The following is a 25,460-nucleotide window of genomic DNA, read 5'->3' on the forward strand; positions in this document are numbered from 1 at the left end:
CTGAAATACTTGGAAGAATCCTCGCGGTTGTGACCTTGGGGTGCGTCTTGAGCGCCTGTTACAGCGGGAGCAGCGATTCACTCCGGGAACCGGTCGCACTGGAGGGGTTTTCAGCCACCGTCCAGGCGGATCTTCCCGCGGGTGCCCAGGTGATCAACGTCGCTGCGTCCTTCTACAAAGATGGGCGCAAGCAGCCTTTGGTGGGCGGTGACATCATTGAGGCCGAATCCGACCGCGACGCCGTCATTCTGCGCTCGCTGGAAAACCTGAGTGGCAATTATCGTTCACAACTGCAAACGGATGATCCTGCTGCCGGTGTCACCTTCACCATCGTGCACGACCCGGAAGCAGCGCGAGCGGACCGTTGGTATCCGGTCGATGAGTTGTTGGTGGACCCGGGTCCGGGTGAACTGGTAGGGCTTAGCACCGGTGTCAGTTTTCCCGACCCGCTGGTGCTGGATGCGCCCATAGGTAACGAACTCTACACCGATCGCAGCCAGGATATCGTGTTGACCTGGGCTACTTCACCCACCACCGAGCAGATTCGACTGTCCACCGTACAGACCTGTTACTCGGGTGATCGTAGTGTTCAGTGGGGTACGTCCGCCATACTGGGCGCCACCGATACCGGTACTCACACGCTCAATCTGGGTGCGTTGATTCCCGCCACCAATTTCATTAATTCCGTGACAAACTTCATTGATCAACTGAGCCTGATCATCGTCAGTTCTATTATCGAAGCCTACAGCTTTGGTCTGATCAGGCCTCAGCAAATCGAGATAGAAACATTCCAATTGGACCATTGCACGGTCTCGCTCACCATTTTCCGGGAAATCAGCAACGACCTGGGAGCAGGGATCAGTGGCGGGTATGCCATTGGCAGTACCAGTGACACCGTAACCGTGAGATTCCAACCATGATGCTTCGAACATTATTAGGGGCGTCATTACTGGCTCTGTCGCTCTCAACCGTCGCAGAAACCCGCCAGGGGGTTCAATTTGACCATGGCTTTTTCAGTGCAGGCTATGATTGGATCGATGTGGAAGGGGCGGATTTTGATGGTACGGTGGCAGCAGAAATCGGGGCGCGCTGGACCCTGAATGATTTGCTGTTACTCGAAGCCGGCCTGTCGGGCATTTTTGATTCACAGACAGACACCCTTGAGGACAATACCGGATCGTATCAACTCAGCATAAACAGTTGGGACTTTCTGCTGGGGATACAGTATCGGCACTGGTTCGCTGAGCAGCTTGCCGGCTACGTTCGACTGGGGGCCTTAGTCTACAACATGGAGATCGAATTGGACGAAGCATTCTACGATCTCAAACCGGCCGGCTCTGATTCAGCCAGCGACAATGGGTTTGGTTTTTATGGTGCAGTGGGTGTCACCTATCAGTTGAATCCGGGGTGGAGTATGAGCTCAGAGTTGTTATTCAAGCGCCGTCTGGATTTTCTGGGCGACAGCTCAAAGCCATTTGATGTGGACAGTACCGGTTTCAGTATCGGGCTTCGTCACTCGTTTTAACGGCTAAAAAAAAAGCCCCGCAATGCGGGGCTTTTTCTATTTACGCTTCCTGTGCTACCTGGATCTTCACTTTGTCAGCGACTTCCTGGTATTCAGTCATCTTATCGAAGTTCAGGTAGCGGTAGATATCCGCTGCCATGCTGTCGATATCCTTCGCGTAGGCCATGTACTCTTCTGCGGTCGGCAGCTTGCCCAAAACGGCTGCCACTGACGCCAGTTCAGCAGATCCCAGATACACATTGGCACCTTGACCCAAACGGTTGGGGAAGTTTCGGGTGGAGGTGGATACCACCGTTGTGTTGGGAGCAACCCGTGCCTGGTTACCCATGCACAGGGAGCAACCGGGCATCTCGGTACGGGCACCGGCACGGCCGTAGATGTTGTAGTAGCCTTCTTCCATCAACTGGTGCTCGTCCATTTTGGTGGGCGGGGCCAGCCACAGGCGGGTGCTCAGTGAGCCTCCCGGTACTTTCTCCAGGAGTTTACCCGCCGCACGGAAGTGACCGATGTTGGTCATGCAGGAACCGATGAACACTTCGTCAATCTTGTCGCCCGCCACGTCCGACAGCGTCTTGGCGTCGTCCGGATCGTTGGGGCAGCACAGGATTGGCTCTTTAATGTCATCCATGTTGATCTCGATGACTTCGGTGTACTCAGCGTCGGCATCCGCGCGCATCAGTTTCGGGTTGGCCAGCCACTCTTCCATGCCCTGAATGCGGCGCTCCAGGGTACGGGCGGAACCATAACCATTGGCAATCATCCACTTCAGCAGGGTAATGTTGGAGCGCAGGTATTCAGACACAGAATCTTCAGACAAGGTAATGGTACAACCGGCTGCAGAGCGCTCAGCAGAGGCATCGGACAGCTCGAATGCCTGTTCAACTGTCAGATCCTCCAGGCCTTCGATTTCCAGGACTCGACCGGAGAAGATGTTTTTCTTGCCCTTTTTCTCCACCGTCAGCAGGCCTGCTTTGATGGCATAAAGCGGGATGGCGTGTACCAGGTCGCGCAGGGTGATGCCCGGCTGACGCTTGCCGGTGAATTTCACCAGTACCGATTCCGGCATATCCAGGGGCATAACACCGGTGGCAGCGGCAAAGGCCACCAGACCGGAGCCCGCCGGGAAGGAAATACCAATGGGGAAGCGGGTGTGAGAGTCACCGCCGGTACCCACGGTATCGGGCAGCAACATTCGGTTCAGCCAGCTGTGAATGATACCGTCACCAGGGCGCAGGGAGACACCACCCCGGTTCATGATGAAGTCGGGCAGGGTGTGCTGCATCTCAACGTCCACGGGCTTGGGATATGCCGCGGTGTGACAGAACGACTGCATGGTGAGGTCAGCAGAAAAGCCCAGGCAGGCCAGGTCTTTCAGCTCGTCTCGGGTCATCGGACCAGTGGTGTCCTGAGAGCCAACAGTGGTCATTCTGGGTTCGCAATACTGGCCGGGGCGAACGCCGTCTACGCCGCAGGCTTTGCCAACCATTTTCTGGGCCAGGGTGAAACCTTTGTTGGAGGCCGCCACGGCCACCGGTGAGCGGAACAGCTCGGAGGCGCCCAGGCCGAGTGCTTCACGGGCACGATTGGTAAGGCCACGACCGATGATCAGGTTGATACGGCCGCCGGCACGGACTTCGTCCAACAGTACGTCGGATTTCAGTTCAAACTCAGAAATCACTTCATCGGTGCCGTGCTTCTTGATCTTGCCCTCATACGGGAAGATATCGACCACGTCACCCATGTTCAGGTTGGAGACGTCAGCTTCGAAGGGCAGGGCGCCGGCATCTTCCATGGTATTGAAGAAGATAGGTGCGATCTTGCTTCCGATACAGATGCCGCCCTGACGCTTGTTGGGCACGTAGGGGATGTCGTCACCAGTGAACCACAATACGGAGTTGGTGGCGGACTTACGGGAAGAGCCGGTACCAACCACATCACCCACATAGGCCACCGTGTGGCCCTTGGCTTTCAGCGCTTCAATCTGGCTGATGGGGCCGATCTCGCCGGGCTTCTCAGGCGTGATTCCGTCGCGCTCATTCTTGAGCATGGCGTTGGCATGGAGTGGAATATCGGGGCGCGACCATGCGTCCTGGGCAGGGGACAGATCATCGGTGTTGGTCTCGCCCGTCACTTTGAATACAGTGATGGTCATCTTTTCCGGCAACTCAGGCTTGCTGGTAAACCACTCACCATCTGCCCAGGATTGCAGTACTTTCTTGGCGTTTTCGTTACTCTTGGCCTTCTCCACCACGTCGTGGAAGGCATCAAACACCAGCAGTGTTTTGGACAGGGCCGCTACCGCCAGATCACCCACTTCCGCGTCGTCCAGCAAATCAATCAGCGGCTCAACGTTATAGCCTCCCAGCATGGTACCCAGCAGCTCAGTGGCTTTGCGCTTGTCCACTAACGGGGAGCTGGCTTCACCCTTGGCAACAGCAGCCAGGAATCCGGCTTTTACGTATGCAGCCTGGTCAACACCGGCAGGAATTCGATAGGTCAGCAGCTCAACCAGGAAATCCTCTTCGCCTGCTGGTGGGTTTTTGAGCAACTCCACCAGGTCTGCAGCCTGTTGTTCGTCCAAGGGCTTGGGGGGGATGCCTTGGGCGGCGCGTTCTTCTACATGTTTGCGATAAGCTTCGAGCACGGTATGACCTCTCTACAGTGTGACTTCGATTGCGGTGGGCCGGTTTTGCCAGCCAGCGGGTGCCCGCCAATGTAAGGCGAGCGAGCGATCTCGAAAATTTAGCGCGCGAATTATACCAAACTTCAAACGGGTTTACAGTAACCTATTCGTGCCACGGTCATTCAGAATCTTTATGCAAGTTATTGATTTATTGAATGTTGCAGTCGTTGTGCCGGTCGACCTGCCAGTCATTTGTATGGTCGTGGTTGATTATCGGGGCGCCGCTTGAAGCGTTTGTACTCCCATTGGTACTGTTTCGGGTCGCGCAAAATGATGCGTTCGACACATCGGTTCATGGCCGCGGCTGAAACTTCGATATCATCGGAATAGAAATCCGCATCCACCGGCTCATAGAACACATGGAAAGTCTTACCATCCGGATTGCGTTGACAGCCAAAGCCCATTGCCACGGAGCCAGTGTCGTTAGTGAGCTTGCTCACCAGGCGTGGCGTGAGTGCGGTAACGCCGAAAAAAGGCACCCACACGCCGCTTTTCAGGGTTGGCTCCTGATCCGGGAGTACCCCGGTCGCCTTGCCTTTCGGAAGAGCCTTGAACAGGGCGACCACCCCCCGCTTATCGGCGGTGACCATCTCAGTGTTTTGGGAGCGGGCTCGATATATCAGCTGGTCGAGGGCAGGGGATTCCACCGCTTTATACATGGCCAGCAAATCACACTTTCTCGCCATGTAGAAGTTGGACAATTCCCAATTACCAAAATGGGGCACGATAAACACGATGCCTTTATGGCTGGCAAGGGCATCGTCGAGGATCTTTTCGTTCTCAGCGTGGGTGATCAGGGGTAGCAGCTTGTCTGCAGGCTGGCTCCAGGTGGCAGCGATTTCCAGAGCGGTGCGTGTAGTTTCCCGGATGGACTGTTTGGCGAGAGCAAGTCTTTCCTGTGGGCTTTTGTCCGGAAAGCACATTTCCAGGTTAACCAGGGTGACCTTTCTGGCACCGGGGGCGGCGTACCAAGCCAGCCGACCGAGGAAGTCACCAATTGTGCCCAATAACCACAGGGGTAGCTTGCCCAATACGATAATGGCAGCGGCCAGAAGCTTACCACCCACGTCACTGCCCGGCGCCTGGGGCTGAGATTGTCTTTCCACCTGAGTGCTGGCCCTCGATAAAATCATTGGGCCATAGAATAGGATAAAAATCGATTTCGCACTATGGTGTACGTATAATCCCGTTTTTTGTTGCTCCAGAGATAGGTGAACATGGCTGAAATGAGTGAAGTGAGGGCGTTTCTGGGATGTGGAACGCCCTCCCAATGGATTGACGCGGCGCTGGCCAACCTGCCTGTTTTGCTCATTGACCATGCTCACTGCGAGAAGAAGGCAGCATCTACGGCTTTAAATCTGTTGTTCCGTTATGTGGATCGGCGCAGTTTGCTTGCCAAGCTGTCACAGCTGGCCCGAGAAGAGTTACTGCACTTTGAGCAGGTGTTGGAACTGATGGAAAAGCACGGTGTGCAGTATGATCATCTCTCGCCTTCCCGGTATGCCATGGGGCTGCGCAAGCATATTCGTCAAACCGAGCCGCAGAAACTGGTGGACACCTTGATCATCGGCGCCTTTATCGAGGCTCGATCCTGCGAGCGGTTCGAGGCATTGGCACCGCGCCTGCTGGAGAATCCGGAAACTCAGGACATCGGTAAGTACTATCAGTTTCTCCTGAAATCAGAAAGTCGCCACTTCGAAGACTATCTGGCGCTTGCCCGGGAATATTCACCAGACACAATAGATGAGCGGGTCAATACCTTTCGGGAAATCGAACGCGAGCTGATTGAGTCTGTGGATCAAGAATTACGTTTTCACAGCGGAATCCCCTCATAGCGCCAGGCAGGATGCCCGGCCCCATATTCAGGTGAGCTGATCGGGAAAATCAAAACTCCTGAGGTCCAGTCTGTTTTCCTCCGCCAGCAGATACCAGCCTTTGGTGTGCCAGTCACCCAACACGACGCGTTCACAGCGGGAGTTTTCCAGTTCCACTTGGTGCCGAGCAGGCCGATGGGTGTGGCCATGAATGAACAGCGGCACCTGATAGTGGGAGCATACCCGTTCAACTTCCTCCGGATTGACATCCAGGATCTCATAGCTTTTGTCTTTTGCGTCAGCCTGGCTTTGCGAGCGGGCCTGTTTTCCAAAGGCAATGCGGTCAGCCAGCGGTTTGGATAAAAATGCCGCCTGCCATTCGGGGTTGCGCACCATCTTGCGGAAGTCCATGTACAGGACGTCATCAGTGCACAGCGTGTCACCGTGCATCAGCAGAGCGGGGTGGCCTGCAATGTCGGTGAAGTAGGGCTCATGGATCAATTGCGCTCCACAGGCTTCGGCATATTGATCGCCGATCAGGAAGTCTCGATTCCCGTGCATGATGTACACTGCAGCCCCTGCCTGAGAAAACTGGTGCAGCCTCTTGGCAACCTCGGTTGCGGTGGCGGTCAGCGCATCGTCCCCTAGCCAGATTTCAAAAAAATCCCCCAGTATGAAGAGCTGGTCCAGTTTGCCCTCGAAGCGATCCAGCAGATGGAAAAACGCCCGGGTAATGTCCGGGCGCTGATCTTCAAGGTGTAAATCTGAAATCAGTAGAGTCCGCATCCTTACTCTGATACCACTTCAGCGGTTTCAATGATGACAGGTTCCATGGGGACGTCCTGGTGGAAGCCGTGACGGCCGGTTTTTACCGCTTTGATCTGGTCTACTACGTCCATGCCGTCCACGACCTTGCCGAATACCGCGTATCCCCACCCCTGCATGCTTTCACCAGAGAAGTTCAGGAAATCATTGTCTTTGACATTGATAAAGAATTGCGCGGATGCAGAGTGCGGGTCCTGGGTGCGGGCCATGGCGATGGTGCCTGCATCGTTTTTCAGGCCATTATTGGCTTCGTTTTTGATGGGGTCCTTGGTGGGCTTCTGTTGCATGTCTTTATCAAAGCCGCCGCCCTGAATCATGAATCCATCGATCACCCGGTGGAAGACCGTGCCGTTGTAATGGCCATCATTCACATAACTCACAAAGTTTTCCACGGTAACGGGCGCTTTTGCTTTATTCAGTTCGAGTTTGATGTCGCCCATGCTGGTGTGAAGAATAACGAGAATTGCTTCCATTGGTTTGTCCTGTGGTTTTGTGTTTGTTGAAAGAAAAAAGTGCGTTAAGGGTGCAGATCCTGTGCGGCAATCAGCGTGTTTTCCAATAGGGTTGCGACCGTCAGTGGACCAACTCCACCGGGAACCGGGGTGATCCAAGCAGCCCGTTCCAGAGCGGGGCCAAATTCCACGTCACCCCTTAGTTTGCCATCGTCGCAGCGGTTAATGCCCACGTCTATAACGATTGCACCGGGCTTGATCCAGTCTCCCGGGATGAATTCCGCTTTGCCCACCGCCACCACCAGCAAATCGGCCCGTGCCACGTGTTGCTGAAGGTGTTTGGTGAAGCGGTGGCAGGTGGTGACCGTGCACCCCGCCAACAGAAGCTCAAGGGTCATCGGTCTGCCAACAATATTGGATGCCCCCACAATAACCGCTTCCAGGCCATGAAGCGGCACCTGGGTGGACTCAATCAGCCGCATGATGCCTTTTGGTGTGCATGGGCGGAGCAGGGGGATGCGTTGTACCAGTCGCCCCATATTATAAGGGTGAAAGCCATCTACATCCTTGTCGGGGCGAATGGCGTTGATGACTGCCTTGTCGTCCAGATGAGAAGGGAGGGGCAGTTGCACCAGAATCCCGTCAATCTCCGGGTCATTGTTGAGCGTTGCCACCAGATCGTTGAGCGCTTCCTGTGTGGTGTCGGCAGGCAGGTCAAATGAGCGTGAGAGGAAGCCGACTTCCTCGCAAGACTGGCGTTTTTTATTGACATAAACGGCTGAAGCAGCGTCATTACCCACCAGAATCACCGCCAGCCCGGGAGCCCGTTTGCCATCCTGCAGGCGCTTGGCAACAGCGTGTTTGATTTCAGCCTTGAGGCCGGCGGCAATGGCAGTGCCATCAATGATGTTCGCGGTCATAGGTTACGTTCAGATTCCAGGCAAAATATTAGGTGCAAATCGAGGGCTCTTTCTCAGGCGCGGTATTGTCTCATTATACCTGTGCTGGGGTAAAGATCCGGCATCAAGAGGTTGATCTCATTGAATTTTATGAAAGTGTTTGACGAGCCCCCGGCGGATGTATATCATGCGGCCCTCTTCACCGGTGTGGTGGGAGAACGGGGCATAGCGCAGTCTGGTAGCGCGCCTGCTTTGGGAGCAGGATGTCGGGGGTTCGAATCCCTCTGCCCCGACCAGAATGATCAATAAAATCAGATGATTAGCAGTGTGCTCGGGTTATTGCGCTCGTAGCTCAACCGGATAGAGCATCGGCCTTCTAAGCCGGCGGTTGCAGGTTCGAGTCCTGCCGGGCGCGCCAGCCTCTTCATCTGAACGATCAAAACCGGTAAAGTAGCCGGGTTTGTACAGCGGTTTGCTGGTGGGCGTAGCTCAGTTGGTAGAGCCCCGGATTGTGATTCCGGTCGTCGTGGGTTCAAGTCCCATCGTCCACCCCATTATTCCTGAATGCTGTAATTCAGCGTAAGGGGCCAAAATCGAGACCGGTAATGTCCTGGGGATATTGCCGGTTTCTTGTTTTAAGAGCACACAACCGAAAGGTGACGTAACTATGCAAGTTTCCGTTGAAACCACCTCTGGACTGGGTCGTAAACTGACCGTGGGCGTTCCAGCTGAAAAAATTGATACAGCGGTCGATGAAAAACTCAAAGATGCTGCCAAGCGTGTTCGCATCGATGGTTTTCGCCCCGGCAAAGTGCCCTTGAAAGAAGTTCGTCGCCGTTTTGGTAAATCCATTCGTGAAGAAGTCATTGGCGAAGTGGTCAGCAATTCTTTCTACGATGCGGTCACTAAAGAGTCCCTGAGTCCAGCCGGGTACCCGTCCATTGAACGTACCACCGATGAGCCGGGCAAGGATCTGGAGTTCGTTGCTACTTTCGAAGTGTATCCCGAAGTGCAGGTGCAGGGCCTGGATAAGATTTCAGTGGTTCGCCCTATTGCTGAAATCGGTGAAGCCGACATCGATAATATGATTGAGCGCCTGCGCGAACAGCGTGCTACTTTCGCTGACGTTGAGCGTGCTGCAGAGCAGGGCGACCAGGTGAATATTGATTTTGAAGGCACCAAAGACGGTGTTGCTTTCGATGGTGGTACGGCGCAGGGCCAGGATCTGGTGCTGGGCTCAGGGCGTATGATTCCCGGCTTTGAAGACGGTATCGTGGGCATGTCCAAAGGCGAAGAAAAAGTCATTGATGTGACCTTCCCTGAAGACTATCACTCTGAAGATCTGAAAGGCCAACCCGTCCAGTTCAAAATCACTGTAAATCAGGTTCAGGCGCGCACTCTGCCGGAAGTTGATGCGGAGTTCATCAAGAACTTCACCCAGAAAGAAGAAGCCAGCCTGGACGAGTTCCGCTCCGAGATTCGTAAAAACATGGAACGCGAGCTGAAAAACGCGGTGAAAAACCGGGTTAAGAAAGCGGTAATGGACGGTGTGCTGGAAAACAACGACGTCGAAGTACCGAAGGCGTTGATCGATTCCGAAATCAACCGTCAGCGCCAGCAAATGATGCAGCAATTTGGCGGTGGTCAGAATTTCGATATGAATATGCTGCCTGCTGAGCTGTTTGAAGGCCAGGCTACCCGTGCGGTTAAACTGGCTTTGGTGCTGGGTGAGCTGATCAAAGAGAAGGAAGTCAAGGCGGACGCCTCCCGCGTGCGCAGCACCATCGAAGAAATGGCACAACCCTATGAGAACCCTGAGCAGGTCGTTGCCTGGTACTATGAGAACCAGCAAATGCTGCAGCAGGTCGAAGCCATGGTGCTGGAAGATCAGGTCGTGGACCTGATCCTGGAGCAGGCCACGGTAACTGATCAGGAAATGAGTTACGAAGAGGCCGTTAAACAGCCTCAGGAAGAAGCTGAGTAAAAAACAGCCAAAACAAAAACGCGGCCACAGTGCCGCGTTTTTTTTTGCCGAAAGCATGTGATCCTATTCATATTGGCGCTATAGTAAATAAAAGCGAGCCAAGGTATTGAAATCCCTTATAAAGGCCTCACCTAATTAGTGTGCTGGGCGCTTTGTTACAAGACCACCTCCATTGTCTTAAATTGTAAGGATCATGACATGTCCCACCGTTATGAAGAACTGTTAGATCGCAATCCCATCCTGAACACTGGACTGGTTCCCATGGTTATAGAGCAGACAGCTCGAGGGGAGCGATCCTTCGACATCTACTCACGCTTGTTGAAAGAGCGAGTGATATTCATGGTGGGTCAGGTGGAAGACCACATGGCGAACCTGATTGTGGCGCAACTCCTGTTTCTTGAGTCAGAGAATCCAGACAAGGACATCCATTTCTACATCAATTCTCCGGGTGGTTCGGTCACTGCAGGTATGGCCATCTACGACACAATGCAGTTCATCAAACCTGATGTGTCCACCATGTGTGTGGGGCAGGCCTGTTCCATGGGGTCGTTGCTGCTGACCGCCGGCGCATCCGGCAAGCGCTATTGCCTGCCAAACTCACGGGTCATGATCCACCAGCCCCTGGGTGGCTTCCAGGGCCAGGCCTCGGATATTGAGATTCACGCCCGCGAGATCATTCAGATGAAAAAGCGCCTTAACGAAATCCTGGCGAGTCATACCGGTCAACCCATTGAGAAGATTGAACAGGATACTGATCGGGATAACTTCATGAGCGCTTATGATGCAAAAGAATATGGTCTGGTTGACCAGGTTCTTGAGAAGCGATGATAATAAAAACAATAACTTATGTTGCTATGTTAAATAATACATGAAATATGCGGGAATCCCGGACTTGCAAAAACGGGGTTTTCGCTGCATCTTTCTATAGGTAAAGATGCAGGTTCGATGAGGTAAGTAAATGACTGACGAAAGAGACGGCAAAGGCGAAGACAGCGGAAAGCTGCTCTACTGCTCGTTTTGTGGCAAAAGCCAACACGAAGTGCGCAAGCTCATTGCCGGACCCTCTGTTTTTATCTGCGATGAGTGTGTAGATCTCTGCAACGACATCATTCGTGAAGAGGTTCAGGAAGAAAGCAGCGACAGCACATCCGACAAACTGCCCACACCCTCCGAAATCAAAGCCATTCTGGACGACTATGTCATCGGTCAGTCAAGGGCGAAGAAAGTGTTGTCTGTAGCGGTGTATAACCACTACAAACGCCTGCGATCCGGATCTGCCAAATCTGCCAAAGGCAGCAGTGCTGAAGTGGAGTTGGGCAAGAGTAATATTCTACTGATCGGGCCTACCGGGAGCGGTAAGACCCTGTTGGCCGAAACCCTGGCCCGCCTGCTGAACGTGCCATTCACCATTGCTGACGCGACAACACTGACGGAAGCCGGTTATGTTGGTGAGGACGTAGAGAATATTATCCAGAAACTGCTGCAGAAATGTGACTATGATGTCGAGAAAGCCCAGATGGGCATTGTGTACATCGACGAAATCGATAAAATTTCACGCAAATCCGATAACCCGTCCATCACCCGTGATGTGTCCGGCGAAGGTGTGCAGCAGGCGTTGTTGAAGTTGATCGAGGGCACGGTGGCTTCTGTACCCCCTCAGGGCGGACGCAAGCATCCTCAGCAGGAATTCCTTCAGGTGGATACCTCCAATATCCTGTTCATCTGCGGTGGTGCGTTTGCCGGACTGGATAAGGTGATCAGTGATCGCTCTGAGAAGAGCGGTATTGGGTTCTCCGCAACAGTAAAAAGCAAAGACGACAAACGCACAGTCGGTGAAACTTTGAAAGAGGTGGAGCCGGAAGATCTGGTTCGTTATGGGCTGATCCCTGAGTTTGTGGGTCGTCTTCCTGTGATTGCAACACTGGAAGAGTTGGATGAAGAGGCGTTGGTTCAGATTCTTACTGAACCGAAGAACTCGCTGACCAAACAGTACAGCAAGTTGTTCGAGCTTGATAATGTTGATCTGGATTTCCGTGAAGATGCCCTGGTTGCGGTGGCGAAAAAGGCCATGGAGCGCAAGACCGGTGCGCGCGGACTTCGTTCCATTCTCGAGTCGGTATTATTGGATACCATGTACGATGTGCCCTCCATGAAAAACCTGGTGAAGGTCGTGATAGACGGTGCAGTAATCAAAGGGGAATCTGAGCCGTTGATGATCTATGAAAACAATGATCAGGCAAAAGCGGTGCCAGACGATTAACCTCATTTATGCGTTGTAAAAAGGGGCCTTTCGGCCCCTTTTTATTCGAATAGAGGCGCTGGCCCCTTGATTAATTCACCAGGTGGCCCCATTGTAGAAACATATTCCAGTGAGCGGCACGATAATTGAATCCTGCTAGTCACACCCTTCTTTCAACAGGTACTGGCAATGGCATTTCCCAGCGAAGCAAAACAATTCCCGTTATTGGCTCTCCGCGATGTGGTGGTGTATCCCCACATGGTAATACCTCTGTTCGTGGGTCGTGAGAAATCGATCAAGGCATTGGAGGAGTCAATGGAAAGCGACAAGCAAATAGTGCTGGTCGCCCAAGTCAATGCTTCGGATGATGACCCGGCACCGAGTGATCTTTATCAGGTGGGAACCGTTGCCACCATTCTGCAGTTGCTCAAACTGCCAGACGGCACCGTAAAGGTTTTGGTGGAAGGGGCCAGCCGGGCATTCACCAAAAATGTATCTCTGGAAGACGGTTACCTGAAAGCAGAAGTGAAGGAGACACCGTTTTCCCACATTGATGAGCGGGAAGGGGAAGTCCTGGTCCGCTCACTGCTTTCACAGTTTGAGCAGTATGTGAAACTCAGTAAGAAAGTGGCATCCGAGATTCTGACTTCGGTGAGCAACATCGAAGAACCCGGCCGACTGTCCGATACGATTGCCGCGCACCTGGCGCTGAAAATTCAGGACAAGCAGCGCATTCTTGAGATTTTCGATATTCGTGAGCGCATCGATCACCTTATGGCGCTGATGGAGGGCGAAATTGACCTGCTGCAGGTGGAGAAGCGAATTCGCGGTCGCGTTAAAAAGCAGATGGAGAAAAGCCAGCGCGAGTACTACCTCAACGAGCAGATGAAAGCGATCCAGAAGGAGCTCGGTGACCTGGAAGAGGGTGGTAACGAACTGGAAGAATTCGAAAAGAAAATCGAATCCTCCGGCATGACGAAAGAGGCGAAGGAGAAAACCCGCGCCGAGTTGAATAAATTGAAAATGATGTCTCCCATGTCCGCGGAGGCGACGGTGGTTCGCAGTTACCTGGATTGGATGGTGAACCTGCCGTGGAAGAAGAAAAGCAAGGTGCGTCACGACCTCAAGAAGGCAAAAGAGATTCTTGATCAGGATCACTACGGCCTGGACGAAGTCAAGGAACGCATTCTGGAGTATCTGGCCGTTCAAGCCCGGGTAAACAAGATTCGGGGTCCCGTGTTGTGTTTGGTGGGGCCACCCGGGGTTGGTAAAACCTCACTGGGTCAGTCCATTGCCAAAGCCACCAACCGTAAGTTTGTGCGGATGGCCTTGGGTGGTGTGCGGGATGAAGCGGAAATCCGGGGTCACCGCCGCACCTACATCGGCTCCATGCCCGGCAAGCTGGTACAGAAAATCTCCAAAGTGGGCGTGAAGAATCCACTGTTCCTGCTGGATGAAATCGACAAGATGGGTGTGGATATGCGGGGCGACCCGGCCTCCGCTCTGCTGGAGGTGCTGGATCCCGAGCAAAACAATACGTTCAATGACCACTATCTGGAAGTGGATTATGATTTGTCCGACGTTTTGTTCATCTGCACATCAAACTCCATGAACATACCAGCCCCGTTGCTGGACCGGATGGAAGTGATTCGCATACCAGGCTACACAGAAGACGAAAAATTGAATATTGCCCAGCAATACCTGGTTCCCAAACAACGAAAAATGAACGGCCTCAAGGATGAGGAGTTGATCATGAGTGACGACTCAATCCGTCATCTTATCCGTTACTACACCCGCGAGTCCGGTGTGCGTGGACTGGAACGGGAGATCGCAAAGGTTTGCCGCAAACATGTGAAGGAAAACGTGCTCAGTGCCACATTGGAACCCATCACCATCTCCCCGGAGTTGCTGGAGGACTACAGCGGTGTGCGCAAGTTTAATTACGGCAAGAAAGAAGATGAAGACAGAATCGGTCAGGTTACCGGTCTGGCTTGGACCTCTGTTGGTGGAGAACTCCTCACCATCGAGGCCGCAGCGGTTCCCGGAAAGGGTCGCCAGATCCGCACAGGCTCCCTTGGGGATGTGATGCAGGAATCCATCCAGGCGGCTCTTACGGTGGTGCGGAGCCGTTCTCACATGCTGGGGATATCCCCGGAGTTTCACGATCGCAATGATATTCACATCCACGTACCCGAAGGGGCGACGCCGAAAGATGGCCCCAGTGCGGGTATTGGCATGTGTACCGCCTTAGTGTCGGTATTGACTAATATCCCGGTACGGTCCGATGTTGCGATGACCGGTGAGATCACTCTGCGGGGGCAGGTCTTGCCGATTGGTGGGCTGAAAGAGAAATTACTGGCTGCCCATCGCGGAGGCATCACCACGATTATCATTCCAAAGGAAAATGAGCGGGACTTAAAAGAAATTCCTGACAACATAAAGGAAGATTTGGATATCCATTGCGTTAAATGGATTGACGAAGTTCTTGAGTTGGCGCTGGTGTCAATGCCGGAACCTTGCCCCAAAACTGATGCACCTGAACCAGTGGAGATGGCAAAACGTGACGACAATGAAGACGACGACGGCGATAGACTAAGTACTCACTAAGCATAAAAACCGGCCCGATTTGAATGCGGGCCGGATTGCTTTTCTGCCCGCAACGGGTTATTAATTTCATCCTTCATCCGTAAAAATAAGATAAGAATCCCGTAAAAATGACTTGAAAAAAAATATTTATCTGCAGCGAGAGGGGCGCGCTTGACAGCCCTTTTTGGCAGTTGGTATAAAGTTGCTCCGCCGCGAAAGACGGGGCCTCCACGGTCCTTAGGCCGAACGTTTTTCACCTAAATAGAGCCAAGATTCTTGGTCAAATCCGCAGACATAATTCTTTTAAAAGGGGAGTCTTGTGAATAAATCTGAATTGATCGACGCCATTGCAGCTTCTGCTGACATTCCTAAAGCTCAAGCTGGTCGCGCACTGGACGCTGTCATCGATACCGTAACCGGCGCTCTGCAGCAAAACGATCAGGTGGTTCTGGTTGGCTTTGGCACCTTTGCTGTTAAAGACCGAGCTGCCCGCAGTGGCCGCAACCCACAAACCGGACAGCCCATCGAAATCCCAGCTGCCAAAATCCCCACCTTTAAGCCTGGTAAGGCGCTTAAAGATGCGGTCAACGGTTAATACCCATTAATGGTTGTTCGCGTTTCGTCACTGAAGTAAACAACAATAATTAGATAGACCTTACAATGGTCGCCCGTAATTATCCTGGCTTGGCCAAAAAATATTCTAAATTGTTTAATTATTTTCTGAGTTCTGGAGCGGTAGTTCAGTTGGTTAGAATACCGGCCTGTCACGCCGGGGGTCGCGGGTTCGAGCCCCGTCCGCTCCGCCAGACTCGACGTTTACAGAATTCGGTGACTGAAGCCTAAAGTAAGATTGAAGAGAAGCGCATCTATGGTACGCTTCTCTTTTCATTTTCAGGGACCCTCTTTTGGAGAGCACACATCATGCAGCAGTTTCGTAACTTGCTCAGAGGATGGCTGGGCAAACTTCTGCTTATCATTTTCATTCTCCCGTTCGCGTTTTTCGGTATAGAAGGCATCTTCAATTCCAACAGTGGTCAGGATGTGGCCTTCGTTGTGAATGGTGTCGAGATCTCCAAGATCGAAGTGAGCCGGGGCATCGAGAATCAGCGCCGTAATCTAAAGCAGCAGATGGGTGGCAATATTGATGACTCCTTCCTGACCGACGATTTATTGCGCCCGCGGGTGGTTGAAGGACTGATCCAGAAAGAGCTGATTCGTCAAGCTTCAGAGAAAGAGGGGTTGGCGGTGTCCAGTAGCCTGGTGAAATCCTATGTCCGCTCATTGCCACAGTTTCAGGATGAGTCCGGCAGCTTCTCCAACGATAAACTGGAGACGTTGCTGGTTCAGGCAAATTTCAGCAAGGCGGGCCTGTTCAGCGCAGTCCAGGAAAGCATGGTACTGGAGCAACTCCAGTCCGGGATTGGTGCCACTGCCTTTATCACGACGCCTGAACTGGAATACGTCGTCAAGATCAATGACCAGAAACGTAAAATCCACTATGCCACGCTGCAGGCTGCACCGCTGAAAGATGCTGTTGAACTGACTTCACAAGAGATCGAAAACTATTTCAATGAGAACAAAGCACAATACAGAACCGAAGAGAAAGTCAAAGTCAGTTACGTGAGTGTGGCGCTCGAAGATTTTACCTCGGATGTGACAGTAGAAGAGACGGATTTGCTCACCGCTTACGACGAATACAAAAAGGGGTTGATTGCCCAGGAGCGGCGTCGCGCGTCCCATATTCTGGTTGAAGTGAACGATGATCGGGACGAGGATGAAGCCAAGGCTCGAATCCAGGAAGCCCAGCAAAAACTTCAATCCGGTGAAGCCTTCGAAGCGTTAGCCCAGGACTATTCCGACGACATCGCGACCGCCAGTGCAGGCGGAGACCTGGATTATGCCGGACGGGGCCTGTACGATCCCACGTTTGAAGATGCTCTCTTCGGGTTGGCAAAAGAGGGCGATATCAGCGAGATAGTGAAGACAGAGTTTGGTTTTCACATCATCAAGCTGACGGGCATTGAAACCCCTGAAGTGGCCTCTTTTGAGGCACACAAGGATCAACTGGCACAAGAACTAAAGCGTCAGCTTGCCCGTGAGAAGCTGGATGAAGCCGTTGATGATATCAGCCGCAAGGCGTTCGAGTCCGGTGACCTTCAGCTCATCTCAGAATCTTATAACAAGCCAATCCAGACGACCGACTTCTTTACTCCACGAGGTGGAGCGGGTGTGGCGGCAGATCCTGATTTCATCACCGCTGCGTTTTCTGAAGCGGTATTGAAGGAAGGTCATAACAGTGATGTGGTAGAGCTACCCAACAATAGAGTCGCTGTATTGCGCTTGGCGGAATACCAGCCAGCTCGAGATCAAAGCTTGGCGGAAGTGGAAACACTGGTGAAGACCGCTTTAACGGAGCAGAAGGTGCGAGAGCTGGCGAAGCAAAGAGCAGCTCAGATCATCGAGAAGCTGGAGGCCGGGGAGGCATTGGCCTCTGTGGCTGAAGAGTTCGGTCTGGAGTGGTCACAGGATGTGGAAGTATCACGCCAGGCCGCCACCGAGGTTTCCCGCGCAATCCTGTCCAAGGCCTTTGAATTGCCCAGACCAGCGTCGGACAAGCCGAGTTTTGGTACAGTGGCGCTGCCCAGTGGTAATCAGGAAATCGTGGTCTTGACCGAGGTGTTGGAGGGGGAATTTGATCTGGCTGAGGCTGAGGTGGTTCAGGCTAAGGCGTCAGCCTCACAGCAATTTGGCTCTCAGGATTTCAACAATTATGTAGCCTCACTCAGGGATAGTGCCGAGATTGAAATGCGTTAATGCGCGCACTCCCTCGGTTGCTACATAAAAAGCCCCGGTCCTGAACGATCGGGGCTTTTTTCTAAGGTTGGTATATTTTTTAACTCGACTCGCTTTTCAACTCGCCTTTCGATTATCCCTGTTTAGCGTCCGTTCTGGTTAGAGCCCTTTCTAGAATAACCAGCAATCGCTCACGTTACAGGGCAAACGCTGAGCTGATCAGCTCCCGCGTATAGTCGTGCTGTGGTGCACTGAAGACTGCATCGGCCGGACCACACTCCAACGCCTTACCTTGTTTCAGCACCAGTACATCGTGGGCGATGGTCTTTACGACTTTCAGATCGTGGCTGATGAATAAATAGGAAAAGCCATGTTTCAGTTGGAGGTGTCTTAGTAAATCCATCAGCTGGGATTGAATCGAGCGGTCCAGGGCAGAAGTTGGTTCATCCAGCACAATGAGTTCAGGCTCCAGGATCAGGGCCCTGGCAATAGCAATGCGTTGCCGTTGTCCACCGGAAAACTCATGAGGAAAGCGGTGGCGCATCTCGGGGTCGAGCCCCACTTCGTCCAGTGCTTTAATGACCTTGGCCTCACGTTCACCCTGACTGCCGATATGATGAATGTTAAGGCCTTCAGCCACGATTTCGCCAATACTCATTCTGGGGGAGAGGCTACTGAATGGATCTTGAAACACGATCTGCATTTTTTTACGTAAAGGCCGTACCTGCTGGGAGTTCAGCAATTCCAGTTCCTGCCCATCGAATTCTATGCTGCCATTACTCTCGATGAGCTTGAGCAGGGCCTGGACCAGAGTGGTCTTACCTGATCCGCTTTCGCCGACGATGCCCAGTGTATGGCCTTTTTTGATGGTAAAACTGATGTCGTCCACGGCTTTGACATGACCCACAGTATGTTTGAACACCCCGCGCTTGATGGGGAACCAGACCCGCAGGGACTGAACTTTCATTATGGGATCGGCACTGTCATTTGGGGGGACCGGTAGGCCACTGGGCTCTGCTGCCAATAGCGACTTGGTGTATTCATGCTGTGGGGCATTGAAGAGTTGCTCGGTGGTATTCACTTCCACCAGTTGGCCCTTGGTCATCACACCCACACGGTGAGCGTATCGTTTTACAATGCCCAGGTCATGGGTAATCAACAGTACCGTCATCTTCAGTTTCTGTTGGAGTTCTTTCAGCAGGTTAAGCACCTGCTTCTGAATGGTGACATCCAGGGCCGTAGTGGGCTCATCTGCGATGAGCAGGTCGGGTTCGTTGGCTAAGGCCATGGCGATCATCACCCGCTGCCGTTGGCCCCCGGAGAGTTGATGGGGATAGGACTTTAGCTTTGTCTCCGGCTCGGGGATGCCCACCAGGGTCAGCAGTTCCAGAATTCGGGCAACGGCGGCTTTGCCCGTCAAATTACGATGGATCTTCAGAATCTCGCCAATTTGTTTCTGAACGGTGTGCAGTGGATTGAGCGCGGTCAGAGGCTCTTGAAAGATCATCGCGATCTTGTTGCCGCGTATAGTCCTCATTTGTTCTTGTGACAGTTTCAGCAAGTCCTGCGACTGGTACAGAATGCGCCCGGAGTTATAGTGGGTGATCGAGCGTGGCAAAAGTTGAGTAATGGCCATCGCCGTTACCGATTTGCCCGATCCGCTTTCGCCCACCAGGGCAAACATTTCCCCCTGTTTCAGTTCCAGGCTGACATCTTTGATCGCATGAGTTTCTTTTGAGCCTTGTTGAAACGAGATCGAAAGGGATTCAATTTTCAGTGCAGGGGTCTCACTCATATCAACTGGCCCTTGGATCAAATGCATCACGGAAGGCCTCTCCGATGAAAACCAGAAGGGTCAGCATGATGCTGAGGACGAAAAAAGCACTGATGCCCAACCAGGGGGCCTGCAGATTGGATTTGCCCTGGGATACCAGTTCTCCCAGCGAGGGTGAGCCGGGTGGTAAACCAAAGCCGAGAAAGTCCAGCGCGGTGAGGGTGGTGATGGATCCTGTGAGGATAAATGGCATGAAGGTAATGGTGGCCACCATGGCATTTGGCAGAATATGTTTAACCATGATCTTGGAATCCTCAAGCCCCAGGGCTTTGGCTGCCTTGACGTATTCCAGGTTACGGCCACGCAAAAACTCGGCACGAACCACGGGCACCAGGGTCATCCAGCTGAACAGGAGCATGATACCGAGCAACCACCAAAAATTGGGTTTGACGATACTGGACAGAATAATCAGCAGGAAAAGGGTGGGCAGGGACGACCAGATTTCGATAAAGCGTTGCCCGAACAGATCCACTTTGCCTCCGTGATAACCTTGCAGCGCACCCGCGGCAATGCCCACCACAGAACTGAATATGGTCAGTACCAACCCGAACAGCACCGAAATCCGGAAGCCATAGATGACCCGTGCCAGAACATCCCGACCCTGATCATCGGTACCCAGGAGGTTAACGCCATCCGGCGGGGAAGGGGCCGGGGTGCTGAGATCGTAGTTAATGGTGTCGTAACTGAAGCGAACCGGGGGATAGATCATCCAACCTTTTTCGTTGATCAGATCGATCACGAACTCGTCACGATAATCAGCCTCGGTGGGCAGATCACCACCGAACTCTATTTCCGAATAGGTATAGAGGATGGGGTAATAGAACTTGTCATCGAACTTGATCAGCAGGGGTTTGTCGTTAGCCAGCAATTCCGCGAAAAGACTGACAAAGAACACCAGCAGGAAAATCCACAGTGAGTACCAGCCCCGCTTGTTGGCTTTGAAACGTTGAAAACGACGCTCATTGATGGGGGTAAATTTCAACAACGGTCACCCCCTGGATTCAAAGTCAATTCTGGGATCAACCAGAGTGTACGTGACGTCGCTGATCAACCCCACTATCAGTGAAATGAGGGTAAAGATAAAGAGCGTACCGAATATTACCGGGTAATCCCGCGACAAGATGGATTCAAAACCCAGCAGGCCCAGACCGTCCAGAGAGAAGATTACCTCAATCAGGAAAGCGCCAGTGAAGAAGATGGAAACCAGGGCACCGGGAATGCCAGCGATGATGATCAACATCGCATTGCGGAAAACATGGCCATACAGAACCTGGTTTTCCGTCAGGCCTTTGGCCCGTGCGGTCACCACGTATTGCTTACCAATTTCGTCCAGAAACGAGTTTTTGGTGAGCATGGTCAAGGTGGCAAAACTACCGATCACCAGCGCGGTAATCGGTAAGGCAAGGTGCCAGAAATAATCCAGAACCTTACCCATGAGTGAGAGCTCTTCAAAATTAGGGGAGGTGAGGCCCCGCAAAGGGAACCAGTTCAGGTAGGTCCCACCAGCCAGCAGCACGATCAGGAAAATGGCGAACAGGAAAGAGGGGATAGCATTACCGATGATCACTACCGTACTGGTCCAGATGTCAAAGCTCTCCCCATTCTTGATGGCTTTTCGGATGCCCAGTGGAATGGAAATCAGGTAGACCAGCAATGTGGACCATAAACCAAGGGAAATGGACACCGGCATTTTTTCGATAATCAGGTCCACCACGCTCTTGTCCCGAAAGAAACTTTCCCCAAAATCCAGGGTAAAGTAACTCTTGACCATATCCACAAACCGTTCCCAGGCCGGTTTATCAAAACCGTACATCTTTTCGATCTTGGCAATCAGCTCGGGATCCAGCCCCTGCGCTCCACGATAGTTGGAATTGCTGCTGGAGCTGGTGCGGACTTCGGATGTGGCACCACTTCCAATACGGGACGCCGCTCCCCCTTCGATGCCCTCCAATTGGGCAATCATCTGTTCCACCGGGCCACCGGGGGCAGCCTGCACGATGATGAAATTTAGGGTGAGTATTCCCAGCAAGGTGGGAATGATCAGTAATAGACGTCGTATTATGTATGCCAGCATAGGCGTTTACTGCTCACTTGCTTCTGCTTGTTTCAGCCACCAGTTGAAAAAGCCCACGTCGCCGTAGATGGGGGCGATCTCGGGCTGTGCGAACTTGTCCCAATAAGCAATCCGGTGTTTATTGATGTACCACTGGGGCACAACGTAGTGATTCCAGAGCAAAACCCGGTCCAGTGCCCGGCAGGCCGCCACCAGGTCCGCCCGGCTTTGGGCACTGATGATTTTTTCGATCAGTATGTCCACCACGGGGTCTTTAACTCCGATCAGATTGCGACTGCCTTTGTGATCGGCAAATTTGGAAAACCAGTAGTCCCGTTGTTCATTGCCCGGGGAGTTGGATTGACCGAATCCGCCGATAATCATATCAAACTCGAAGTCACGCACAATGCGTATGTAGTTGGTTGAATCCACCACTCTGGCACTGGCTTCGATGCCCAGTTTCTTGAGGTTTTTGATATAGGGCAATACGACACGCTCGAAGTCTTTATTGTAGAGCAGTATTTCGAACTTGAAGGGTTTGCCGGTCGTGGAGTGCACCAGTTCGGTTCCCTTGAATGACCAGCCTGCTTCCTTCAACAGGCTGATGGCTTTGCGAATGTTTTTGCGGTTGTTGCCACTGCCATCTGTAGTGGGGGACTGGTATTCCTGGGTGAAGACTTCAACCGGGAGGTCTTCCCGGAAGGGCTCGAGCAGGGCCAGCTCCGCCTCTGATGGTAGCCCTGAAGAGGCGAGGTCCGAATTGGAAAAGAAACTCTGGGTGCGGTTATAGGCTCCGTAGAACAATTGTTTGTTGGTCCATTCGAAATCGAATGCCAGATTAAGCGCGTGTCGCACCCTGGAATCCTGGAACAACTCGTTGCGGGTGTTCATGACGAACGCCTGCATGCCCGTGGGGTTCTGGTGGGGTATTTCCTGCTTGATAATCTCCCCCTTATCGAACCTGGGGCCATGGTAGTCGGTTGCCCAGCGCTTGGACTGGTTTTCTTCGCGATAGTCATAGGAGCCCCCTTTGAAGGCCTCCAGCATCACCGTCTGGTCACGATAGTATTCCACCTTAATCGTGTCGAAGTTGTAGCTGCCACGCATTACAGGGAGGTCTTTCGCCCAGTAATCCTTCACGCGCTCAAATGTGATGCTTTTTCCGGTATCGAAGGAGGTTATCTTGTAAGGGCCGCTACCCAGGGGAACCTCCAGGTTGGCCGCGGAAAAATCCCGGTTTTCCCAATAGTGCTTGGGCAGCACCTTGAGCTGCCCCAAGACCAGCGGCAACTCGCGATTTTTATTGTCCCGGGCGGTAAACTTGACCCGCTGATCATCTAGCGCCTCCACATTCACAACATCAGCGTAATAGGCCCGGTAGAACGGCTGCCCGTGCTCAATCAGGGTGTTGAAGGTGAACACCACATCTTCCGCGGTGATGGGGTGTCCGTCGTGAAATCTGGCCTTGGGGTTTAAGTGGAAGATCACCCAGGAGCGGTCTTCGGGGTATTCCACTTTTTCTGCTACCAATCCATACACGGTGAAGGGTTCGTCCATGGCGGATACCATCAGCGTGTCATAGGTAACGGTAATGAACGCAGCTGCATCCCCTTTTACGATATCCGGATTAAAAGAATCGAACGTGCCGTAGGCCGCCAGGGTGACCGACCCGCCTTTAGGCGCCTCCGGATTGGTGTACTCGAAGTGGGTGAAGCCTTCCTGGTATTTCATATCACCATGCATGGCGATACCGTGGCTGGTGACCACGTTGCTTGCTGTGGCGTGGGAGCAGGCCAAAAAGACGGTGGCGGCGATGAACAGGTGTTTCAAATCAAGCATCAACAAAGCTTCCCTTAATGTTTCTTTATTTATCCAGATCGCTCAACCACCAGGACTGGAATGCCAGCGACATCGCGGCAGGGTTGGGTGGTTGGCTGAAAATATTCTTGTAGGCAAGGCGATGATACCTCAGGTGCCAGTGGGGTATCGTGTAATAGTTCCACAAAAGCACGCGATCCAGGGCACGCACCGCGGCAATCAGATCGTCCTGGGTGGCGGCGGAAGTGATGTTCCGGATCAGGGCGTCCACCACCGGGTCCTGGATTCCAGACAGGTTCTTGGACCCCCTGACAGCAGCCTGACTGCTGTGAAAATAGAGTCTTTGCTCCTGGCCGGGTGAGGCCGATTGCGGCAGGACAAATACGGTCATATCAAAATCGAAGTCATCCAGGCGCACCTTGTATTGCGCGCGATCGACGATGCGGATGTCGGTTTCGATCCCGATTTTCGCCAGGTTTTTGGAGTAGGGTAGCAGGACCCGCTGGAACGACGGGCTGTTGATGAGCATTTCGAACCTGAGGGGCTTGCCGGTTGTGGGGTGTACCAGGCGTTGGTCCCGATATACCCAGCCGGCGTCTTTCAGTAGCTGCATGGCCACGCGCATGTTGCTGCGCAGCGCTGACGGTGAGTCATACACCGGGAATGTGAATGCCTGGGTAAACAGCTTGGCCGGTAACTGGTCGCGAAAGGGTTCCAACAGGGCCAGTTCCGCAGCAGAGGGTAAGCCGCGGGAGCCCATTACCGAATTGGGGTAGTGGGATTGGCTGCGGGTGTAGGCGTCACTGAAAATATTCCGGTTTGTCCACTGAAAATCGAACATGAGTGAGATGGCCTGCCTGACCCGCACATCCTTGAATACATCCCGTCTCATGTTCAGGAAAAATGCCTGGGTGCCGGAGGGGATGCTGTGGGGCAGTTCGACCTTTTTGATGGTTCCGTTTTTGATACCAGGAAAATCGTAGGCGGTCGCCCAGTTTTTCGATACATTCTCCATCCACAGATCCACGGCACCGGATTTGAATGCTTCAAAGGCAACGGTGCGATCCCGATAGAAGTCAAAGCGCACCTCATCGTAGTTGAACATACCCTGGTAGACAGGGTGATCTTTGGCCCAGAAATCCGGCACCCGTTCCAGCACTAAATAATTCCCCAATACAAAGTCCTTCACTTTGTAAGGACCACTCAAGGGCTGAGGGGTTCCGGAAGATCTGCCGAAGGTGTGAGAGGTCCAGTGCTTTTTTGACATGACCGGCAGCTCACCCACCCGCAGCAGATTGGAGCGCTCACCCGTGGTTTTAAAGGTGAAACGTACCCGGTAGTCTGACAGTGCCTCCACCGAATCCACGGCGATCATGTTGTTGAGGTAGGTGGGGTGGGCCTCATTACTGGTCAGCAGCTGGAAGCTGTGCACCACGTCATCGGCGGTAATGGGAGTTCCGTCGTGGAAGCGGGCGGCGCGGTTGATCTGAAAAATCACCCAACTGTAATCGGGCGGGTATTCCAACCATTCGCATACCAGGCAATAGGCGGTCTGGGGCTCATCGCCGGATTCCAGATAGAAGCCCGTTCCCACCATCAGGGTCTCATTCAGCTCCGTAATTCCGTAAAGCCAGATGAAGGTCGAGGGGCTGATCCCTTTGAGTACGTAGGGATTTAACGTGTCAAATGAACCCAGCGCCGGCAGTGTGATTTTGCCGCCCTTGGGGGCCTTTGGATTAACGTAATCAAAATGCTCGAAATTTTTTGCATATTTCGGCTCATCATAGAGGGCAAGCGCATGGGAGACCATCACATCCGCCAGGCTGGGACGACTGATCAACGCCAGCAACATCAGCAGCAGACAGCCTGATAACAGAGCGCTGGACTGGGTTTTACACCTGCTGAAAGCGCCAGTGCAAACTCGGTAAGCGTCTGAATATACAGGCATATATAAG

19 protein-coding genes and 4 tRNA genes are annotated in these 25,460 nt (G+C 52.9%); 13 read left to right on the plus strand and 10 right to left on the minus strand.

Going from position 1 to position 25,460, the window contains the following annotated elements:
• Positions 1-47 precede the first annotated feature (47 nt).
• A complete protein-coding gene (locus D9N14_RS09500) occupies positions 48-920 on the plus strand; it encodes a hypothetical protein (protein WP_290579140.1) in 873 nt (290 codons plus the stop codon).
• Complete coding sequence (locus tag D9N14_RS09505; protein ID WP_290579141.1) at positions 917-1,525, plus strand: outer membrane protein; 609 nt, start codon at positions 917-919, stop codon at positions 1,523-1,525. The genes D9N14_RS09500 and D9N14_RS09505 overlap by 4 nt, the downstream gene beginning before the upstream one ends.
• A gap of 40 nt (positions 1,526-1,565) precedes the next feature.
• On the opposite strand, the gene acnB is transcribed toward D9N14_RS09505, so the two are convergent.
• Together acnB and D9N14_RS09515 are read right to left on the minus strand one after the other, a co-directional pair.
• Positions 1,566-4,169 carry a bifunctional aconitate hydratase 2/2-methylisocitrate dehydratase gene (acnB, locus tag D9N14_RS09510; protein ID WP_290579142.1) on the minus strand — a complete coding sequence of 868 codons (2,604 nt, stop codon included), beginning with the start codon at positions 4,167-4,169 and terminating at the stop codon, positions 1,566-1,568.
• Positions 4,170-4,396: 227 nt separating this feature from the next.
• Entirely contained in the window at positions 4,397-5,314 is a 918-nt protein-coding gene (locus D9N14_RS09515) for a lysophospholipid acyltransferase family protein (RefSeq protein WP_290579143.1), read from the minus strand.
• Positions 5,315-5,425: 111 nt separating this feature from the next.
• Between D9N14_RS09515 and D9N14_RS09520 the strand changes: the two genes are divergently transcribed.
• A complete protein-coding gene (locus D9N14_RS09520) occupies positions 5,426-6,043 on the plus strand; it encodes a tRNA-(ms[2]io[6]A)-hydroxylase (protein WP_290579144.1) in 618 nt (205 codons plus the stop codon).
• Between the two features lie 27 nt (positions 6,044-6,070).
• Here D9N14_RS09520 and D9N14_RS09525 read toward each other — a convergent pair whose 3' ends face one another.
• The 3 genes from D9N14_RS09525 to folD are packed head-to-tail and all read right to left on the minus strand — an operon-like array spanning position 6,071 to position 8,219.
• Positions 6,071-6,808, minus strand: a complete 738-nt coding sequence (locus D9N14_RS09525) for a UDP-2,3-diacylglucosamine diphosphatase (protein WP_290579145.1) — start codon at positions 6,806-6,808, stop codon at positions 6,071-6,073.
• 2 nt (positions 6,809-6,810) lie between these two features.
• Entirely contained in the window at positions 6,811-7,320 is a 510-nt protein-coding gene (locus D9N14_RS09530; protein ID WP_290579146.1) for a peptidylprolyl isomerase, read from the minus strand.
• A 44-nt stretch (positions 7,321-7,364) separates the two neighbouring features.
• Positions 7,365-8,219 (minus strand): bifunctional methylenetetrahydrofolate dehydrogenase/methenyltetrahydrofolate cyclohydrolase FolD, encoded by an 855-nt coding sequence (folD, locus tag D9N14_RS09535; RefSeq protein WP_290579147.1) that lies wholly within the window; start codon positions 8,217-8,219, stop codon positions 7,365-7,367.
• Positions 8,220-8,417: 198 nt separating this feature from the next.
• On the opposite strand from folD, the gene D9N14_RS09540 reads away from it, so the two are divergent.
• From D9N14_RS09540 to D9N14_RS09585, 10 genes are all read left to right on the plus strand, one after another.
• Positions 8,418-8,494 (plus strand) — tRNA-Pro (locus tag D9N14_RS09540).
• A 45-nt stretch (positions 8,495-8,539) separates the two neighbouring features.
• Positions 8,540-8,616: transfer RNA gene (locus D9N14_RS09545), tRNA-Arg, on the plus strand.
• 60 nt (positions 8,617-8,676) lie between these two features.
• Positions 8,677-8,752, plus strand: a tRNA-His gene (locus D9N14_RS09550).
• A gap of 113 nt (positions 8,753-8,865) precedes the next feature.
• Positions 8,866-10,182, plus strand: coding sequence for a trigger factor (tig, locus tag D9N14_RS09555; RefSeq protein WP_290579148.1), 1,317 nt, complete (start codon positions 8,866-8,868; stop codon positions 10,180-10,182).
• Between the two features lie 198 nt (positions 10,183-10,380).
• Positions 10,381-11,010, plus strand: coding sequence for an ATP-dependent Clp endopeptidase proteolytic subunit ClpP (clpP, locus tag D9N14_RS09560; RefSeq protein ID WP_290579149.1), 630 nt, complete (start codon positions 10,381-10,383; stop codon positions 11,008-11,010).
• Positions 11,011-11,140: 130 nt separating this feature from the next.
• The gene (gene clpX / locus D9N14_RS09565) at positions 11,141-12,442 is read left to right on the plus strand and encodes an ATP-dependent Clp protease ATP-binding subunit ClpX (protein WP_290579150.1); all 1,302 of its coding nucleotides are present in this window, start codon (positions 11,141-11,143) and stop codon (positions 12,440-12,442) included.
• A gap of 168 nt (positions 12,443-12,610) precedes the next feature.
• Positions 12,611-15,028 carry an endopeptidase La gene (gene lon, locus D9N14_RS09570; RefSeq protein WP_290579151.1) on the plus strand — a complete coding sequence of 806 codons (2,418 nt, stop codon included), beginning with the start codon at positions 12,611-12,613 and terminating at the stop codon, positions 15,026-15,028.
• A 298-nt stretch (positions 15,029-15,326) separates the two neighbouring features.
• Positions 15,327-15,602: an HU family DNA-binding protein gene (locus tag D9N14_RS09575; protein ID WP_290579152.1), complete on the plus strand. Its 276-nt coding sequence runs from the start codon at positions 15,327-15,329 to the stop codon at positions 15,600-15,602.
• 134 nt (positions 15,603-15,736) lie between these two features.
• Positions 15,737-15,813: transfer RNA gene (locus D9N14_RS09580), tRNA-Asp, on the plus strand.
• A gap of 115 nt (positions 15,814-15,928) precedes the next feature.
• Positions 15,929-17,821, plus strand: a complete 1,893-nt coding sequence (locus D9N14_RS09585; RefSeq protein ID WP_290579153.1) for a SurA N-terminal domain-containing protein — start codon at positions 15,929-15,931, stop codon at positions 17,819-17,821.
• 175 nt (positions 17,822-17,996) lie between these two features.
• Here the strand turns inward: D9N14_RS09585 and D9N14_RS09590 are convergent, their stop codons facing one another.
• The 5 genes from D9N14_RS09590 to D9N14_RS09610 are packed head-to-tail and all read right to left on the minus strand — an operon-like array spanning position 17,997 to position 25,357.
• Positions 17,997-19,595, minus strand: coding sequence for an ABC transporter ATP-binding protein (locus D9N14_RS09590; RefSeq protein WP_290579154.1), 1,599 nt, complete (start codon positions 19,593-19,595; stop codon positions 17,997-17,999).
• A 1-nt stretch (position 19,596) separates the two neighbouring features.
• Complete coding sequence (locus tag D9N14_RS09595; RefSeq protein ID WP_290579237.1) at positions 19,597-20,616, minus strand: ABC transporter permease; 1,020 nt, start codon at positions 20,614-20,616, stop codon at positions 19,597-19,599.
• A gap of 6 nt (positions 20,617-20,622) precedes the next feature.
• On the minus strand, positions 20,623-21,708 hold the full coding sequence (locus tag D9N14_RS09600; protein WP_290579155.1) for a microcin C ABC transporter permease YejB: 1,086 nt from the start codon (positions 21,706-21,708) through the stop codon (positions 20,623-20,625).
• Between the two features lie 6 nt (positions 21,709-21,714).
• Positions 21,715-23,526 carry an extracellular solute-binding protein gene (locus tag D9N14_RS09605; RefSeq protein ID WP_290579156.1) on the minus strand — a complete coding sequence of 604 codons (1,812 nt, stop codon included), beginning with the start codon at positions 23,524-23,526 and terminating at the stop codon, positions 21,715-21,717.
• Positions 23,527-23,551: 25 nt separating this feature from the next.
• Positions 23,552-25,357 carry an extracellular solute-binding protein gene (locus tag D9N14_RS09610; protein ID WP_290579157.1) on the minus strand — a complete coding sequence of 602 codons (1,806 nt, stop codon included), beginning with the start codon at positions 25,355-25,357 and terminating at the stop codon, positions 23,552-23,554.
• Positions 25,358-25,460 lie beyond the last annotated feature (103 nt).

The sequence above is a fragment of the Ketobacter sp. genome, from assembly GCF_003671495.1.
Lineage (GTDB): Bacteria > Pseudomonadota > Gammaproteobacteria > Pseudomonadales > Ketobacteraceae > Ketobacter.

Excerpts from the sequence above, each read along its gene's own strand:
- D9N14_RS09505 (WP_290579141.1), top strand. The coding sequence starts at position 917 with ATGATGCTTCGAACATTATTAGGGGCGTCATTACTGGCTCTGTCGCTC.
- D9N14_RS09520 (WP_290579144.1), top strand. The coding sequence starts at position 5,426 with ATGGCTGAAATGAGTGAAGTGAGGGCGTTTCTGGGATGTGGAACGCCC.
- D9N14_RS09525 (WP_290579145.1), bottom strand. The coding sequence starts at position 6,808 with ATGCGGACTCTACTGATTTCAGATTTACACCTTGAAGATCAGCGCCCG.
- D9N14_RS09530 (WP_290579146.1), bottom strand. The coding sequence starts at position 7,320 with ATGGAAGCAATTCTCGTTATTCTTCACACCAGCATGGGCGACATCAAA.
- folD (WP_290579147.1), bottom strand. The coding sequence starts at position 8,219 with ATGACCGCGAACATCATTGATGGCACTGCCATTGCCGCCGGCCTCAAG.
- tig (WP_290579148.1), top strand. The coding sequence starts at position 8,866 with ATGCAAGTTTCCGTTGAAACCACCTCTGGACTGGGTCGTAAACTGACC.
- clpP (WP_290579149.1), top strand. The coding sequence starts at position 10,381 with ATGTCCCACCGTTATGAAGAACTGTTAGATCGCAATCCCATCCTGAAC.
- clpX (WP_290579150.1), top strand. The coding sequence starts at position 11,141 with ATGACTGACGAAAGAGACGGCAAAGGCGAAGACAGCGGAAAGCTGCTC.
- lon (WP_290579151.1), top strand. The coding sequence starts at position 12,611 with ATGGCATTTCCCAGCGAAGCAAAACAATTCCCGTTATTGGCTCTCCGC.
- D9N14_RS09585 (WP_290579153.1), top strand. The coding sequence starts at position 15,929 with ATGCAGCAGTTTCGTAACTTGCTCAGAGGATGGCTGGGCAAACTTCTG.
- D9N14_RS09590 (WP_290579154.1), bottom strand. The coding sequence starts at position 19,595 with ATGAGTGAGACCCCTGCACTGAAAATTGAATCCCTTTCGATCTCGTTT.
- D9N14_RS09600 (WP_290579155.1), bottom strand. The coding sequence starts at position 21,708 with ATGCTGGCATACATAATACGACGTCTATTACTGATCATTCCCACCTTG.
- D9N14_RS09605 (WP_290579156.1), bottom strand. The coding sequence starts at position 23,526 with ATGCTTGATTTGAAACACCTGTTCATCGCCGCCACCGTCTTTTTGGCC.
- D9N14_RS09610 (WP_290579157.1), bottom strand. The coding sequence starts at position 25,357 with ATGTTGCTGGCGTTGATCAGTCGTCCCAGCCTGGCGGATGTGATGGTC.